Here is a 15,899-nt window from a genome sequence, read left to right as displayed (position 1 = left end):
CCTGGGCCGCGTCACCGCCACCGGCCTCTACGACCCCGACGCCGGCGACGGCCGCGAAGTCTTCGCCGGCGTCCTCCTCGCCGAGGTCCACTTCGCCCCGGCTCTCGCCGCGCCGCCGGAGCCCTCCACTGGCACGGCGTGATCGCCGCCGCCCAGCTCCCCTGCGGCCTGGACCCGACGACGATCACGAGCACCACCGCCCAGCTCCTCTTCGCGTAACCGCCGAACCGATCGGAGCCGAGGAGGAACCCATGCTGGACACCCTGCTACGCGACATTGACGCCACCGACATCAACGCCTTCGCCCACACCCTCACCACTCCCGACGGATGCGAGCCGACCCGCACGGTCATGCCCGGACGTCGCCTGAAATTCGTCAAGTTCCGAATATTCGCAGCAGCAAGCGCCGCGTCAACCCGCCAAGTTCCGCGTGTACGAAGCCCAGACCGCCGTCGCCCGCCGCCAGACTGAGAGATCATCACCGAGGGCATGCTCCCACCCCTCGGTCAGAAGCTGATCGTCGGCGAGCTCGAACAGATCCTCCTCGACACCTCCCGCGGTGCGGACGCCACCGAGTTCGTCGAGCTCCTCTCTACGACGACATCGAGTGCCACGTCGAGTCCATCAACAACCGCATGGACCTCGCCGCCGGCGACCTCCACCGACGGCGTCTCCATCCTCAACGGCGAAAACGGCCTCCACCTGAAGCCGACTTCAATGTCCCCGCCGCCAACACCCCCACCGCCCCCAAACCCTGGTCCGACTCCACCAGTCACCCCATCGCCGACGCACTCCGCTGTATCGAGTACCTCCGCTCCATCGGCGCCCCGCTTCCGGCCCGCGTGATCACCTCCTACATGGCCTGCGCCACCCGCGCCACCAACGACTCCTACCGCGCCGCGTACTGCGGCAGCGTCACCGGCTCCACCACCCCCACCGCCGACTTCGCCCCCAACGAAGTCGAAGTCGTCCGCGCCCGCTACAACCTCCCCCGATCACCGTCTACGACGTCCAGATCTCCGCCGACGACGCCTACCAGCCCGTCATCCCCGAAGACCACTGGATCCTCCTCCCCCGAACCGACCTCCTGGGCCGAAACCCAGCACGGCGTGACGGCCGCATCCCTGGTCTTCTCCTCTGGCTCCAACCCGGCGGTCCTCCGCGAAGACGCCCCCGGCATCGTCGGCACCAACGGCCACCAGGACGACCCCGTCCAGGTCTGGTCGAAGGGCGCCGCCGCCGCCATGCCCGACCTCTACGTCCCCGACATCCACATCACCGCCAAGGTCCTCTGATGCCGGCCGCCCCACGAACCCTCGCCACCACGGTCTTCATCACCAACCCGAAGACCTATCAGACCCTCCTCCTCAAGCCCGGCACGGAGGTCACGGACCCGGCCCTGGCCGGCCCAGATCACGCACTCCGACGCCTGGCAGCCGGAACCACCGCGGCCGCCCCGCCGCACCAAACTCGCCCCAGAGACGTCGGCATGTCCCTCACCGACGCCGACCAGGCGTACTTGACCTCCGAACTTGGCGCCGCCGACCCACCGACCTCGAGAGCCGGTACGCCCGCCTCGGCAGCCTTCCGGCCGTCGTCATGGAGATTCTCCGTGAACGCAAGGCCGCACTGATCGCCGCCCCCTGACCGTCACAGCGCAGGGGGTCGCGATGGTGAACAGCACGGAAAACGTGAAGGTCATTAACGGCAGATCGTGGCCATGCGAGATCAGGGAACTCAAGGCGCCCTTATGGCGTCCCCTGTACCGTTGATACGACCGCGCTGTCGCTGAGGTACTGGGAGGGAACTCGGCGTAGGGGGAACGCGGGGCAGAACGCAGTGACATCTGCAGTGTGTGGCATCAGTTGTTCCCCGCCACACGCGGTGGGTGGCTGCCTCCGGTATGGAGATCACCGGACTCACGTCGATCTTTTTGAGGGCCATGAACACAATCCGCAGCTGGTACGAGGAGCTCAGCAGCCTCAGCCGGGACATCGTCCTGCAGCACCTCTGTGCCGATGTTCCGGAGCCACTGGAGCGACTGGCCCAGAGACATGCCATCTCCCCTGAGGCGGTACGGCAGCGCCAGAGCTATCTCAGCGACAGCTTCAACCAGTGCGTGGCCGACAGTTCGGTTCCGCGTGGCTGGATAGCTCAGGTGCAACTTGAGCTGCAGAAGCCGCACGTAGTCAGCGGACTCCTGTACCGCTACCCGTGGCTCGGCGAGAACGTCGGGGGCGGACTTACGGTCCTGCGTCTCCTTATAGGCATGTACTGGCACGATGCGACTACGAGCACGAGTGGACAGTGGATCTACGGCGCCGATTTGGGGGAATGCGAGGCTGCGACCGTACAGGCGCTTGATCTCTGCCCTGACGAAGTCATTAACCTGTCGACGGCGGCTAGCCTCCTTGAGGCGAGTGCGGTGCCAGTACCAGAGGACCCTGATGACCTGGCTACTTGGCTGGCCTACTGCGGGTTCGAAGGCGATGGTCATCAGCTCTCGCGGCCCTTTCAGGAACAGGAAGTCGCGGCTACTCCGACCGTTGAAGAGACTGAGGACCTGCCTCAGCTCATGCAGCGTCTCACTGAGCTCCTCCAAGTAAACGAAAATCCCATTGCGAACGTCACTCTCGGTGAAGTCCTAGAGGAGGCAGGGACGTATGGCGGTGAGCTGGGTGAGGTAGCTTGCCGGCTTCGGGATGCGATGTTCCTGGGGGATGGAATGTGGGTCATTCCTGGCAACACACCCGCAAGGAAGCCCTATGAGGCAGATGAAGTGGAGGAGGATCTACGTCCAGCCCCCGTTGCGGAATCTGCCGTGATCACATTTTCCGGAATGAATGGATCCAACAATCACATTGCGGAGAGTGACGCCTCTCACGATTCTGGCCATCCTCACGACCTGCCGGGGCGCAAACAGGCAGACGCAGGAGGTCCGGCCCGAGAGGTGCCGCTGGGAAACGTTGGGGAGTACTCGTCTCCCGCCGACCGGATCGCAGGCTTGCTCGAAGATACGCCCGCAGGCTTGAGTAGTTCCCTCATCAAGGAAGCCCTTGGTACGGCGGTTTCCCAGGAGCAGGTGATAAAAGCGCTCTTCGGGGACGACCGCTTCGCCATCACGCATCAGGGGTCCTGGTACCTGCAAAGTGCATTCGGGATGGCTTCTCCAACTGCCGAGGTCCCAGCACAACCCTTCTTTACCATCGCCGAGGAAGTCGCCGACGCTCGCTCCTCGGCGAGCGGAGCTCCCACTTCCTGCGCTGGAGCAGGGGCGAACGGTTCAGTGCAGCGTGGAAACGAGAGGCTCGACAAGATCGAGGCTGCGTTTCGCGAGGTAGATCGTCCACTGAGCATCGATGAGCTGAAGGCGCAGACAGGCATCACCCTCGGCAACCACTATCTGAGACAGCAGATCGAGTCGGATACGCGCTTCAGTCGAAGCCAGAAGGCGATGTGGGCTCTTACCGAGTGGGGTATGCCTGTCTACAAGCCGATCAAGGAGTTGGTCTCGGACCTGGTCGATGCTCACAGCGGTGCGGTTGCTGCCGATGAGGTCATCCGGCTTCTCCGGCGTGACTTTGAGATCAAGGAGTCGAGCCTGAGACAGACCATGTCCTCCCCTCCCTTCGCTACGCGCGGCGGAACTGTCCGTCGCGTCGGCGAGGACTTCGGTGAGAGCGAGGTGTCTATTCCTGCTAGCCGGCCGGCGTCGCCTGAGGAATCCGAACGGCTAGTCGATGAAGCGCCTGACGTAGACGACCTCATGGGCAGGATGGGACTGACCTGATGGCTGAGGAACCGCGACTGCGTAGGTGCAGCGTGGAGTCTGACTACCGAAGCGATCGTAGTCACCTGGTCGAAGACTTCTATCTGCCCGCTCTGGCAGCCTCCACCACGTACGACCGGGCCGTGGGCTACTTCGCGGCCTCGGTGATCGCCACGCTCGGACAAGGCGTCGACGATTTCGCTGAGCGCGGTGGCGCCATGCGGATCATCGCGTCTCCTTACCTTGAGCCGACGGACATTAAGGACATCGAAGAAGGCTACGAGCTGCGCGAAGTTCTCCACCGAGCCGCACTACGCGACCTTGAGCAGGCGATGGAAGACCAGCGCGCTGCTCGAGGGCTCGGCAAGCTTGGGCTTCTGGTCGCCGAAGGGCGGGTCGATTTCAAGCTGGCGTATGTCGAAGAGCGGGGCCGTGTCGGGATGTACCACGAGAAGATCGGTGTCTTCCGGGACGGTCACGACATCGTCGCCTTCAAGGGGAGCGCGAACGAGACCCGCTCGGGTCTCGTCGGCAACTTCGAAGCGATCGAGGTCTACCGCAGCTGGGACCCTCGGGACACCGATCGTGCTGCACGGATAAGCAAAGACTTCGAAGACCTGTGGCACGACCGGACTCCGACGCTGCGCGTCGTGCCGTTCACTGAAGCAGCAAAGGTGGTTGTCGAGCGCAGCGCACTGGCGACTGCTGGCCGCTACGAGCTGGACGATCTTCCGACTGGCGGGGCACCCATCGTGACGTCTCCGCAGCCGCCGGTCGGAGCACTCGCGATTCCGCAGAGCCTGGCGGTGCGCGATTACCAGAAGGAAGCGGTGCAGAACTGGTTCCGCAACCAGTGCCGCGGCATCCTGCGTATGGCCACTGGCACGGGGAAGACCCTGACCGCGCTATCGGCGGCAGCTCAACTCGGTTCGCTCTTGCATAGGAACGATGACAACGCCTCGCTGCTTGTCATCGTCGTGGCCCCGTTCCAGCACCTGGTCGATCAGTGGGCCAAGGACATCGAATGGTTTGGTGTGACCCCGCTTCGCGCGTACGAGTCGTCCAGTAAGTGGTCGCCACGTGCCCATGCCCTCCTGCAGAACCTCGCCTTGGGCGGCATGAGCGGTGGAGTCATCGTGACCACCAACGCCACCTTCGGCGGCGACACCTTCCAGAGCTTGCTCGATGCCTATGAGGGGCAACTCCTCATTATCGCGGACGAGGCGCACAATCTCGGTGCTCGGCACCTTCGCACTCAGCTCCCGGAGAAGGCTCAGTACCGGCTCGGCCTGTCAGCGACGCCGGAGCGCTGGTTCGACGATGAGGGAACTGAGGCCCTCACCGGCTACTTCGGCGAGATTGTCTTCGAGATGGGCATTGGCGAGGCCATCCGTCGCGGGGCCCTGTGTCGCTACACCTACACGCCTGTGCTAGTGGAACTGGACGACGAAGAAGCCGAGCTCTATGCCGAGACCAGCGCGAAGATCGCCCGACTCATCGCGGCCGGTACTGATCTGATGGAGACAGCCGACCGGGACAGTCCGCTCGGTCGGCTCCTGAAGAAGCGCGCGGACATTATCGGCCACGCCCGGGGCAAGCTCGAGGTCCTGCGCACGGAGCTAGTGAAGCGCCGGGAGACCAGCCATCAGTTGATCTACTGTGCGGAGGGCAAGCACCCACTCCTGTACGAACAGGGCACCGAAGGGCCGCGTCAGATCGACCAGGTGATGGACATGGTGGGCAACGACCTTCAGTTGACTGCCGCCCGCTATACCTCCGAGACGAAACGACCTGCACGGCAGGACATCCTTCGCCGCTTCGAAGGCAACGAGCTACAGATCATCTCGTCCATGCGCTGCCTGGACGAGGGTGTGGACGTACCCGCGTCACGCACTGCATACCTCATGGCGAGTTCGTCCAACCCCCGCCAGTTCATCCAGCGCCGCGGCCGTGTACTACGGAAGGCCCCTGGCAAGGACCGGGCTGACATCGTCGACTTCGTCGTCGTACCGCCGGCGGGAGGAGACGCGATTCAGTACGAGACCGAGCGCAACTTGCTCCGCCGCGAGTTCGCTCGGGTCGAAGAGTTCGCCTACCTCGCCGAGAACGAAGCGGTCACCCTGGACGTCCTACGCCCCGTGCGCGAGCGCTACGGCCTGTTCGACACCTGAGACCCCACACCAAGCCCCCCTCAGCTATCCCGCTTCTTCGACTCGAATCAGGAGTAAACCGTGAGCGACGAAACAGCCGGCCCGCCCTCCGCGCGGACAGTGCGCGAGGTGCTGAGCGAGCTGTCGCCGGCTGCTAGGACCCTCGTGCAGAAGGTCATCGACCTGGAGAACCAGAACATCCACATCAGGGAATCGACGAAGGTGGTCCCCAGCATTGTGGACGCCGTGAGGGAGTTGACCAAGTGAAGCTGCTCAAACTGACCCTCAAGGACTTCCGCGCTTTCTACGGCGAGCAGGTCCTCGACCTCTCCGTCAAAGAGGACAAGCCGGCCGTTCTCATCTTCGGCAACAACGGTGCGGGCAAGACCACGTTGCTCAACGCGTTCGGATGGGTGCTGTACGGCACCTTCTCGGACGACGTGGAACAGCAGCACCGGGTGATCCACGACAAGAAGTGGGAAGAGACCTCCTTCGGGGAGGAGGCGACGGCATCGGTCCGACTCGACTTCGAGCACGAGGGCATCCGCTTCTCCACGACTCGGAGCGTCACGGTCAACAAGCAGACGGACGAACAGCAGACGGTCAGCCCGTCTCTGACCGTCACCGAGGTTGGGCCCGACGGTGAAGCCAAGTCTGTGCCGAATGGCCAGGACCGCATCGAGAAGATCCTCCCCAAGGGGTTGCGGCAGTTCTTCTTCTTCAATGGCGAGCGTATGGAGAAGATGTTCTCAGGCGACGACAACAACGAAGAGGTCAAGAAGGCCATCAAGACACTCCTCAACTTGGAGGCCATTGAGCGGGCCATCGACGATCTCCCCAAGGCTTCTCGTCAGCTTGCCCGTGCGATCGACTCCAAGGGCGATACTCGGCTGAAGCAGCTCACGGATCGCCAGGAGGAACTGGCGGCACAGGCGAAGGCGGAAGAAGAGGATAAGCTCCGACACTCCGCTGCAATCAGCACCTTTCAGAAGGAAATTGAGTCCATTGGACGCGCTCTGCGTCAAAACGAGCAGGCCGAGCCGCTACAGAAAGAGCGTGAGCGACTCACTCGCCGTATCAACCAGGAGAAGGAACGCCTTGCGGACCATAAGAGCCGCAAGCGTGAACTGCTCTCCAAGCATGGGTTCCTGGCCCTCACCGGCGGGCTCGACGGCAAGGTCGTCGAGCTTGCGGACCGTATGCGTGAGCGAAGGCAGCTGCCAGCTGGCATCCAGCGCAGCTTCATCGAGGACATCCTCGAAGAACAGCTGTGCATGTGCGGCCGCTCCGTCGAGGAGGGGACTCCTGAGTACGAGGAGCTCAACAAGCGGAAGTACAACGCTGGTCTTGAAGATGTTCAGCACCGTTGGATGCACGTCAGCGGCGAGATGCGCAGCATGAGCGACAAGCGACAGGAACTCCTGGATCAGCTCACCCTGAACGCTTCTGACATCCAGAAAGCGGACGCTGCCATCAGCCAGCTGGAAGCGGAGCGGTCAGATGTGGACCGTCAGCTGGAAGGTGTGAACATTCAGGACGTGAAACGCCTGGTCGAGCGCCGCAAGGAGTGTGGCGAGAAGGAGACCGAGGCCCGCGTTGCGCACAGGGAATCCGAGAACCGTATCGCCTTGATCGAGCAGGAATCGGTGAGTGTTGCTCGCCAATACAAGTCTGCGGCGGCCAAGAACGAGGAGTCTCGCAGGATTCAGACTCAGGTCGGTTTGGTCGAGTCGGTTCGGAACGCGCTGATCGAGATTCTGGCGATCAAGACGGAAGAGGTTCGGGATCAGCTAGACAAGAAGGTTAAGGAAGTCTTCTCCCGGATCTTCATCAAAAGCTACATCCCCGAACTCAATGATTCCTTCGAGTTGGAGTTGCGCGCACCGAGCGGTGTGGCTATCCGCTCCACCGGCGAGAACCAGATTCTCGGGCTGAGTTTCGTAGGAGCCGTCTCCGAAGTGGCCCGAAGTATCAATGCCCGAAAGAGTCACGCAGATGAGGCGACGATTGAAAGCAGTGGGAGTGGCGTCTACCCAGTCGTGATGGATGCGCCCTTCGGAAGCCTTGATCTCACCTATCAGGAAGAGATCTCGAAGGCGCTTCCGGCGTTGACATCGCAGATCATTACCCTGCTGTCGCAGTCACAGGCTCGTGGCAACGTTATGGAGAATCTGCAGCATGCGGCCAACCGGATGTATGTGTTGCGATCCTTCACGCCGAACAGGGCAGCTGAAGAAGAGACCATGGAGATCAACAATCGTGCAGTGCCGTACGTTTCCTACGGCGAATTCGAGCACACCGTTCTGGAGGAAGTGACCGTCTGATGGCTACCACGGATCGCTTCCGCCGCCCGCACTCCCACGAACTCCTGCTGGAAAAGCTCGCAGACAAGAAGACCGGACCATTCACGACCATGGTCGAGGCGATGATGTTCGCCGCAGTGCTTGGGCACCGCAAGGGTCAGCGCATCGCGTTTGAGAAGTCCGACGAACCGATTCGCTTGGCACTGATGGAGGGCCGACTCTACGGTGACGTCCTTCTCGATATGCTCGCAGCAGTAGAGCATGAGGACGACCCGAAGATCCTCGGGAATGACCGGCAGGATGAGCGAGTCCTGATCTTCGAGGAGTATGCGAATGGTGGCCTTGCGCACCTGCAGACGCTGATAAGCCGTCAGCCCCACCAGGAACTCGAGGTCATCATTTCCAACTTGGTCCTCGATGGGCTTAGGAACCCTCCGGATAAAATGAAAGACGACGTCGGCGAGATCTTGGCCAGCGCTTCCCTAGACTGGTAATGAGGCTCATTCGGAGGTGGCGCCGGCCTGTGTGCAGCGGCGCCACCTTCGACCTCGGTGGCGAAGGGCCTGCAGTGTGCGTCAGCGCGGCCAGGTTCGGACTGCTATGCCGGCCAGTATTTCCTGCCGGGACTGGATGGCTTCCGGCGTCCACGCGGGACATTCGCCGACCATCTCTGTCAGCGCGAACTGAGATGCCTTGAGTACCTCGGCTTTTTCCTTGAACGGCTTATTCCCGATATGCGAGTTAACGCTGGCCTGCAAAAGGACCATGTTGCCGATGCGGTAGATCCACTTGTCCGCATCCTCTTGAGTTCCGCTTACTGCGATGAACTCTGACCAATCGCCGGCGACCGCGCTCTGAGGGTAGACGTGCTCGAGGTTGACCTCAGCCGGGTTGTCGTTCGGGATGAACTCAGGCTCGGCCTCGTTCTTGTGTGTCCTCTCCAGCGCACCCAGAAAGTACCGGGCATTCTTGTTCGCTTCGTTGCGGCCAACGGTATGAAGGGAGAACTGAGCCTTGAAGTCGATGTCGGAAGCGATGAGTTCGTTCACACGGGCGCGGATCTCGGAGATGTTCGTGACGGTCCCCTTACGAATATCCACCGCGATCTGGGAGTAGACATCCTCGTAACGCCCTCGGTTGATCGTTCCCATGACCATTCCGCGTACGGACCAGCTGATCAGAGCCTTGAGCAACTTCTCGATCTGGCCAGACGCGAGGTGCTCGACCGCGGCGAGGAGGAGAATCTTGTTCGGGACCAGGTTGAACAGCACCAGAGTGTTGAGGGCCGGCTTCCGGCCAGCGCACTTGTCGTGCCAGAGCTCATGGTTCGGGTCGGACAGCGCGGCGTAGATGCGGGCGCCCGTCAGGAGCTGCTGGGAGAACGACAGGGCGTCCTGACTCCGGACCACCTCCTTCCGCATCTTGGCGTACAGGTCGCGCTCGGTGACCTTTCCCTCCCTTGAACTCCAGTAGTGGCGCAGGAACTTGGTGAACTTGTCGTCAGCGGTGGCCAATGACAGGGCGCCGATGCTCTTGTGCCAATTGTTCCGCACCGAGTCCAGGTGAACCTTGGCTGCCCCGAAGAGATGGTTCTTCAGCAGGTCCGCTGTCGTCAGGTCGGCGCCCCGGTTGTTGAGCGTCTCGAAGATTACGTACGCATCGGCTTCGGAGGGGGTCTCCACGACAGCGAGCTGGGCCCGGTGCTGGATGTACTTGACCCACTTCTTGAGCTCATTCGTGGCCGACTCGCCGTGCAAATCGGCGAGCTCCTTGAGCCGCGCGCAGAAGTAGCGGTACGCCTTGCAGATGTCGGAGTCATTCCGCTTTGGGGCCGCGAGCGGGAGCCCACTCCTGGTGACGATCCCGTGGTACGGAGGATGGTCTTCCTCGTTGAGCTTGAGATGCGGTTCCGTATCTTCGGCATCCCATGCCTGGCTGGCCAGGAAGTCGTCCTCGATCCGTCGTGCCTGCGTGTGCCCAAGCTCCTCCAGGGTCTCCCGGATGGCTGCAATCATCAGAGAAGAGGTGACGAGGCGCTGCTGACCGTCGATGATCTTCTTGCGGTCGTCAGGTCCATCCTGCGTCAGGACGATAGTCCCGAGGAAGTAGTCCTCGTCGGTTCCCGTCTCGATCGCTCGGCTCAGGTCCGTCCAGTAGTCCCGCACTTCCTGGTCCACCTTCCAGCAGTACGAGCGCTGGAACTGAGGGACTACTAGCCGGTTGTTGCGAAGGATCTCCCCGATGCCGAGGAGGTTGAGCTGGAGAGAAGTGCTGCCGTGACCCGATGCCATGCGGGACATCCTAGGGCGCGACCAGTCACGCGATCTATCAAACCTGAAGGATTGTCACTGCACGGTTGTACTGGCGGAATCCGAGCGGGCCAGCCCCTTGACGGAAGGTGGCGGGCCCACTCGGCGGGCGGAGTTGTCGCTAGGCAGCTGCGACGGAACCGATCAGCCCCTCGACCGTCGTCATCTCCTTGTGTGCACCGAGGTACCCGATCCCCCGAGCAAGGTGGATCGTGAGCGTCTTGGAGACGTTCTCGTCCGTCGGCTCCAGACCGTCAGCGACGCAGCGTTGCTTCAGCAGAGCGAGGTAGAGGTCCCCATGCTGGCCGGCGAAGGTCTTCCAGGACATCTCGACGTTGGAGTCGGTGACGACGTCCTTGACCAGCGGCGTGGAGGCATCTGCCAGGGAGAGGGCGAGGGCCCAGCGGCACAGGACGTTCCACTGAGTGATGCCGGTGGTGCGCTTGAGACGCACCAGACGGTCCTTGCTCGGGGTGGCGAGGCGGATGTTCTCAAGCGACATTCGGGGCTCCTACGTTCCACCAGTAGCCCTCGACGACGCTGGTGGTGAAGTTCGAGTCGTCGTGGACCAGGGTGTACGTGTGGGCGACGGACTTCTTCAGGCGGTCCAGCAGGTACTCATCGATCTCCTCGTCCGTAGAGAGAAGGAGAACCTGTTCGCTGGCGTGCGGGAAGTAGCGGTCGACCAAGTGCTCCCGGTGACGGCTGTCGAGGCGGCCGAGAGGCGTGTCGATGACGCTGGGCAGGCGGTTGCCGGCCACCTTCATCAGCCCCCACAGGAGGGACACTGCCAGGAGCTGTCGCTCGCCGGCGCTGAGCCGCCCGGGGTCGAGGGCTTCGCCTTCTCCGTCGGACAGAGTGAGCGTGAACTTGTCGGTATCGATCCTCAGGTCATGGACCAGACCCTGTTTCCGCATGAGCTCCTTGAAGCTCTGCAGTACGGCGACTTCCAGGCGGTTGATGTGGCGCTGGAGGAGAGCCTCTCCGAAGCGTTCCAGAGTGCTGCGGGCCTTCTCCGAGTACTTGATGATTCGCTCGACCTCTTCGGCCTTGACCTTGGTCTGAACGAAGCTCTTGTGAGCTCGCTCCAGAGCGGCCGTGACGCTTTCTCGTCGCCGCTTCAGCTCAAGGATCCGCTGGTCGTCGCGGTCGATACTCTCCTGGATCCGGGCGACCTTCTGAATCTGCTCGTCCCGGGCGTCTTGGAGAGCCTCCACCTTGCTCTGCTCAGGGACGCCGGCCAACTGGCGGTCCAGCTGGTCCACCTCTTCGGAGGCGGCGGCGGCCTGTTCCAGGAGTTGTGCTGCTCTGGCCTTATCGCGGACCAGGCCCTCGTCTAGTACGGAGATCTGCGCCAGCGCGTCGTGAGGCAGGCCAAGGTTGACCTTCAGCGCAGTGGACTTCGAGCGCTTCGCCCTGTCTTGGTCCAGCTTCTCCATCACTTCGTTGCGGGCGCTCTCAGGCAGGAGCTTGAGTAGCCACTCATCGCGTTCGGTGAGGACATCGAGCACCTGCCCGGCCTCTGCCGCAGAGTGTTCATGTTTGGCCTGCTTACGGAGCTCCTTGAGTTGCGTTCCCATGAGGAGGAAGGGAAGCGGACCGGCTGCCAACTGGACCAGCGAGGTACGGAGGTCGGCCAGCTGGCCAGCTGCGTGTTTGCGTTCGGCGTCCAGCTCAACGCGGCGCTCGAAGAGCCCGCCTCCCTCCTTCTTGAACTCATCCTCGAGGGAGTCGAGATCACGTTCAGCCTTGCGAAGGGTCTTCGCGCGATCAGCACGCTCTTGCGCTGCTACATCCAACTCTTCCTGAACAGAGGCAAGCTCTTGTTCCTGAGCGTGGATGTTGTCCATCAGATGTTGCTCTTCGTCGGAAAGCTTCTGACGGCGCTGGAGCGCGAGGAGATCAGTACGAAGTTGCTCCACCGTGCTTACACCGAGCAGCGAGTGAACGGCCGACTCGATGACTGTTGCCGCGCGCTCGGGATCGGCGAGCGACTCGATCTTCTCCCCGTCGAAGAAGGACAGAGACGCAACCTCCAGCGGGAGCAGGTCCTCGACATGGTCGGCCCACCCCTCGCTGAGATGCCGGCTGTACTTGAGCTCGGCTTGTGCACGGCGTGTGGCCTGGCCTTTGTCGCCGTAGTTCTCGTCCACTTGGACGGTGAGGAACTCCTTCAAGGACTTGCCGCTGGTGTGCCAACTCCGGTCGACCTTGTAGTAGTGCTCCTTGGCGTCCACCGTGACGGTGAACTCTAGGGTGATCGACGCGCCGCGGGTCGGGTCGTGCTGCCGGTTGATGCTCTCGCGGAGGAAGGTCTCGTACGACTTGTTGCCGCGGCTGCTGCAGCGGGCCCGGGGGCCGTAGAGCACGAGCTGGATGGCGTCGAGGAGGGTTGTCTTGCCACAGCCGTTGAGACCGCCGATCAGGATGATCGGCTTGTTCTTCTTCACAGTGAGGTCAAGAGACTGCTTACCTCGGTACGCCCCGAACTCTTCGAGGGTGATCTTACGCAGGAGCATCGGTGCCGGTCTCTTCGTCGAAAGTCAGGGTAGTCTCTGCATCCTTGCGCCACTGCTTCTTGCGCTGAGCGAATGCGAACGCGTCGTCGCGGTCCTCGTAGAAGCCCTTCTGGACAGCCGACTCGAGGGCCTGGAAGAGGCCGGAGCGCCTGGACATAGTCCGGTACTTGCGCTCGACGGAGAGCAGCTCACGCACCATGTCGTAATGCAGTTCGTCGCCCTCGCAGACCTCCTTCAGGAGCTCCATCTCGTCGGCGCCCATCACGAGCTGCTCGTCGAGGGCACCGCCGGGAAACTCCTCGCCCGTTGCCTCCTTGTAGATCCTCGGCACGGTGTCTTCGACCTCGTGCTTGTCGAAGACCCAGATACGGCGGATCTCGTGGAGTTCGGCAGGAGTGATCAGCTCGATATTGCGAACGTGCTCAGGAGCGTGGGCCCTGATCCAGGTCTGGGCGTCGAGGAGGTCCTTGAGCCACTTCTCCCGGAAGCTCTGGAGGTAGGGGCCGTGTACGACCACGTCTTCACCATCGCTGCGACGGGTGAAGAGGTTGACCTGCCCGTTCATCCGGCGGAAGTCACGGGCCGGCCGGTCGGGGCGGGCGTGGGGCAGCTTCTTGACCGGGTTGTAGTCGGGGTCGTCTTTGTCCTCGACGAAACCGAAGGGGGAGTCGAGTTTGTCCCGCAGATCCAGGAGTGGCTGCATCCACTCCTTTTCTTCGTCGTTGCTGATCATGGCTGTCATGGACTTGTCCTGCTCGACCAGGGTGCAGGTCCAGCAGCCGAAGCGGCTGGAGCCGCAAGACGGCGTGGTCGAGTCCACGACCAGCGGGCACTCGCCATCTTCCGAAGCGCCCTGGTACATGGTCAACAGGTCGTGATTGTTGTAGCCCCAGGGATTGGGCTTCTGCATCAGGTATTCCCAGACGTCGTCGTTAGTCCAGTCCTCGACCGGGCTGTAGACGAGCGAGTTGGGAAGATTCGCGTTGGGGGAGAGACGGTCGCGGACGCGCCGCTTTTCGTGCTTCTCCATCGCACGAGCGCGGGCCTGGCTCTCCGTCTTCCGAATGCCGAGGACCATGATGGCCTCGCCGTGGGCCGCCACGACGTTACGGATGAAGGAGTTCGACGGCTTGATCTTGAGTCGCTCGGTGCACCAGCGGAACTTCGGACGCGGTGCAGGGTAGCCGCGGCCGATGAGGTTGACCCAGAAGGTGTCCTTGATCTCCGGGGTCAGCTTGTGCGGCTCGACGGGGAGGCCCTGCTCAGCAGCGGCCTTTCCCATGGTTTCCAGCGACGTAGTGACCCAGGCGGCCACTACAGGGTTCTCGACCAGGGTGTCCGTGCTGATTACGTGAACCGTCTTGGTCCGCTTCTCGGCCGGAAGTTCCTTGAGAGCGGTCCAGACCAGCTGGAGGACAGCAGTGGAGTCCTTGCCGCCACTGTAACCGATGACCCAAGGAACCTCGTCCGCGGTATACAACTCGCGGACTTCCTCGGTCAGTTCGGTGGTCACCTCGTCGAGCGACCGACCGTCGAACGGCAGCCGGCGAACGGCGGGGATACCAAGAGGTAGCGGAGTGCTCATGCTTCGCCTCGCAGATAGGCGTCTTCCACACGCTGTTCCTCTGGGCTGAGGTCCAGGCCAAGGTGGTTACGCAGGTAGTTCACGGTCAGGGTTACGTTCTGGTGGCTCTTGGAGACGCGGCCTCCCACGATCGCGCGTCCTTCCCAGTGGGGATTCGCCCGGGTCCAGTTCACAGTCTTCAACGGTGCCAGTTGCTTCTTCCACTTAGACGGTGCCGTGGACTCCCGGAACAGGGAGTTCCCGATACGACCCAAGGCGTGGAGCGCGATGCCGTGGCTGTGGATGAAGTCTCGGCGCATCTCCGTCGCGGAGAGTTCTTTGGCACGGACCTGCGCCCACTCCGGGAGCGACTTGTCGATCGCCTCCCAGTACGACTGCGCGAGATCGGTGGCCTTGTCGCCCTCGATCTCCAGTCCCTGCAACAGGGCTTGGGTTCCGAAGTAGAGCGCGCTGAGCGTGAACATCTTCCGGGACCGAGGCGAGAGGTTGCTCTTCTCCATCTCGACGAAGCCCTTGAAAGTGGTCGACTGACTGATCATCGAGCGGACCACCAGGGACGATGTGTCCCGATGGTCGTAGAGGACGCCGATGGAGCGCGCCGGTCGCACCGCGTGCCGGTTAAGGTCGGCGAACATCTGCTGGGAGCGGGCAAGCCCGGCGTCCTGGAAGAAGACGACGGCGATTGTTTCCTCGCCGAGATCGGGGTTCTCCCTGAGCGCGAGCTCGATGGCGGCGCGACGATGCTGACCATCGTTGATCAAGAACCGAGCGTCCATGGGGATCCGGAGCTGCCCTGTACGGAAACCGATGCCGGTAGGGCTGTGGCTCTCGAAATCCATGTCTCCGTCGACGGAGGCGGTGAGGGCGCTGAAGATGTAGTCGTCCGGGTTGTCCAGGATGTACTTGGACAGGGCGGGGAGGCGTCCCTTATTGAGGATGCGCTGGGCGCGCAGTTCGGGGGACAGCTCTTCCTCGTCGAAGATGAAGATCTTGGGGATCAGGCGTAGCGGGCACATCGAGACATAGAACTCGCGACCAGCCTGGATGCCGCGAATTGCCGGGAAGGTGTACTCGAACCCGGTAGATGTGCGTGGGGCGACGACTCGGGTCGTAGGTGCCACGGCTTCGTTCTCCACTTCGGCAACTTTAACGTACTCGCGGTCGCTGGCGTCCCTCGTTCGATGTAACAAGACATCCTCCTGTGTGCGTAGGGCGCAGCAGGGGCAGAGGAGGCGATCAGCGGGACGGGGTGTGTCCGTCTTGGT

General features: G+C 62.4%; 13 protein-coding genes. 7 read left to right on the top strand and 6 right to left on the bottom strand.

What is annotated here, in order from left to right; genetic code table 11:
• Positions 1 to 251: 251 nt before the first annotated feature.
• The gene (locus ACIP89_RS36235) at positions 252 to 470 is read left to right on the top strand and encodes a hypothetical protein (protein ID WP_402118716.1); all 219 of its coding nucleotides are present in this window, start codon (positions 252 to 254) and stop codon (positions 468 to 470) included.
• A gap of 35 nt (positions 471 to 505) precedes the next feature.
• Here the strand turns inward: ACIP89_RS36235 and ACIP89_RS36230 are convergent, their stop codons facing one another.
• Positions 506 to 676, bottom strand: a complete 171-nt coding sequence (locus ACIP89_RS36230) for a hypothetical protein (RefSeq protein WP_381745731.1) — start codon at positions 674 to 676, stop codon at positions 506 to 508.
• Between the two features lie 165 nt (positions 677 to 841).
• On the opposite strand from ACIP89_RS36230, the gene ACIP89_RS36225 reads away from it, so the two are divergent.
• From ACIP89_RS36225 to ACIP89_RS36200, 6 genes are all read left to right on the top strand, one after another.
• Positions 842 to 1,294, top strand: a complete 453-nt coding sequence (locus ACIP89_RS36225; protein ID WP_402118713.1) for a hypothetical protein — start codon at positions 842 to 844, stop codon at positions 1,292 to 1,294.
• Positions 1,295 to 1,902: 608 nt separating this feature from the next.
• On the top strand, positions 1,903 to 3,789 hold the full coding sequence (locus tag ACIP89_RS36220) for a hypothetical protein (RefSeq protein ID WP_402118711.1): 1,887 nt from the start codon (positions 1,903 to 1,905) through the stop codon (positions 3,787 to 3,789).
• Between the two features lie 32 nt (positions 3,790 to 3,821).
• Positions 3,822 to 5,939 carry a DEAD/DEAH box helicase family protein gene (locus tag ACIP89_RS36215; protein WP_402118709.1) on the top strand — a complete coding sequence of 706 codons (2,118 nt, stop codon included), beginning with the start codon at positions 3,822 to 3,824 and terminating at the stop codon, positions 5,937 to 5,939.
• A gap of 60 nt (positions 5,940 to 5,999) precedes the next feature.
• Positions 6,000 to 6,185 (top strand): hypothetical protein, encoded by a 186-nt coding sequence (locus ACIP89_RS36210; RefSeq protein WP_355756404.1) that lies wholly within the window; start codon positions 6,000 to 6,002, stop codon positions 6,183 to 6,185.
• Complete coding sequence (locus ACIP89_RS36205; protein ID WP_381745723.1) at positions 6,182 to 8,242, top strand: AAA family ATPase; 2,061 nt, start codon at positions 6,182 to 6,184, stop codon at positions 8,240 to 8,242. The genes ACIP89_RS36210 and ACIP89_RS36205 overlap by 4 nt, the downstream gene beginning before the upstream one ends.
• On the top strand, positions 8,242 to 8,715 hold the full coding sequence (locus ACIP89_RS36200; protein WP_381745721.1) for a DNA phosphorothioation-associated protein 4: 474 nt from the start codon (positions 8,242 to 8,244) through the stop codon (positions 8,713 to 8,715). Before ACIP89_RS36205 ends, ACIP89_RS36200 begins: the two co-directional genes overlap by 1 nt.
• Positions 8,716 to 8,796: 81 nt before the next feature.
• Here the strand turns inward: ACIP89_RS36200 and ACIP89_RS36195 are convergent, their stop codons facing one another.
• The 5 genes from ACIP89_RS36195 to dndB all read right to left on the bottom strand — a co-directional run bounded on the left by ACIP89_RS36195 (position 8,797) and on the right by dndB (position 15,770).
• On the bottom strand, positions 8,797 to 10,512 hold the full coding sequence (locus ACIP89_RS36195) for a DUF262 domain-containing protein (protein ID WP_381745719.1): 1,716 nt from the start codon (positions 10,510 to 10,512) through the stop codon (positions 8,797 to 8,799).
• A 139-nt stretch (positions 10,513 to 10,651) separates the two neighbouring features.
• On the bottom strand, positions 10,652 to 11,032 hold the full coding sequence (dndE, locus tag ACIP89_RS36190) for a DNA sulfur modification protein DndE (protein ID WP_355756416.1): 381 nt from the start codon (positions 11,030 to 11,032) through the stop codon (positions 10,652 to 10,654).
• Positions 11,022 to 13,049: a DNA sulfur modification protein DndD gene (gene dndD / locus ACIP89_RS36185; protein ID WP_402118707.1), complete on the bottom strand. Its 2,028-nt coding sequence runs from the start codon at positions 13,047 to 13,049 to the stop codon at positions 11,022 to 11,024. The genes dndE and dndD overlap by 11 nt, the downstream gene beginning before the upstream one ends.
• A complete protein-coding gene (gene dndC, locus ACIP89_RS36180; protein WP_355756422.1) occupies positions 13,036 to 14,634 on the bottom strand; it encodes a DNA phosphorothioation system sulfurtransferase DndC in 1,599 nt (532 codons plus the stop codon). The genes dndD and dndC overlap by 14 nt, the downstream gene beginning before the upstream one ends.
• Positions 14,631 to 15,770, bottom strand: coding sequence for a DNA sulfur modification protein DndB (gene dndB, locus ACIP89_RS36175; RefSeq protein ID WP_355756425.1), 1,140 nt, complete (start codon positions 15,768 to 15,770; stop codon positions 14,631 to 14,633). Before dndB ends, dndC begins: the two co-directional genes overlap by 4 nt.
• Positions 15,771 to 15,899: the final 129 nt, after the last annotated feature.

Source organism: Streptomyces sp. NPDC088730, from assembly GCF_044751215.1.
Taxonomy (GTDB): Bacteria; Actinomycetota; Actinomycetes; order Streptomycetales; family Streptomycetaceae; genus Streptomyces.
Note: the sequence above shows the minus strand (reverse complement) of the source record. Positions and strands in the feature narration are given on the sequence as shown.

What these genes read in the sequence shown, in the direction of transcription:
- ACIP89_RS36235 (WP_402118716.1), top strand. Translation starts at nt 252, where the DNA reads ATGCTGGACACCCTGCTACGCGACATTGACGCCACCGACATCAACGCC.
- ACIP89_RS36230 (WP_381745731.1), bottom strand. Translation starts at nt 676, where the DNA reads ATGGAGACGCCGTCGGTGGAGGTCGCCGGCGGCGAGGTCCATGCGGTT.
- ACIP89_RS36220 (WP_402118711.1), top strand. Translation starts at nt 1,903, where the DNA reads ATGGAGATCACCGGACTCACGTCGATCTTTTTGAGGGCCATGAACACA.
- ACIP89_RS36200 (WP_381745721.1), top strand. Translation starts at nt 8,242, where the DNA reads ATGGCTACCACGGATCGCTTCCGCCGCCCGCACTCCCACGAACTCCTG.
- ACIP89_RS36195 (WP_381745719.1), bottom strand. Translation starts at nt 10,512, where the DNA reads ATGGCATCGGGTCACGGCAGCACTTCTCTCCAGCTCAACCTCCTCGGC.
- dndE (WP_355756416.1), bottom strand. Translation starts at nt 11,032, where the DNA reads ATGTCGCTTGAGAACATCCGCCTCGCCACCCCGAGCAAGGACCGTCTG.
- dndD (WP_402118707.1), bottom strand. Translation starts at nt 13,049, where the DNA reads ATGCTCCTGCGTAAGATCACCCTCGAAGAGTTCGGGGCGTACCGAGGT.
- dndC (WP_355756422.1), bottom strand. Translation starts at nt 14,634, where the DNA reads ATGAGCACTCCGCTACCTCTTGGTATCCCCGCCGTTCGCCGGCTGCCG.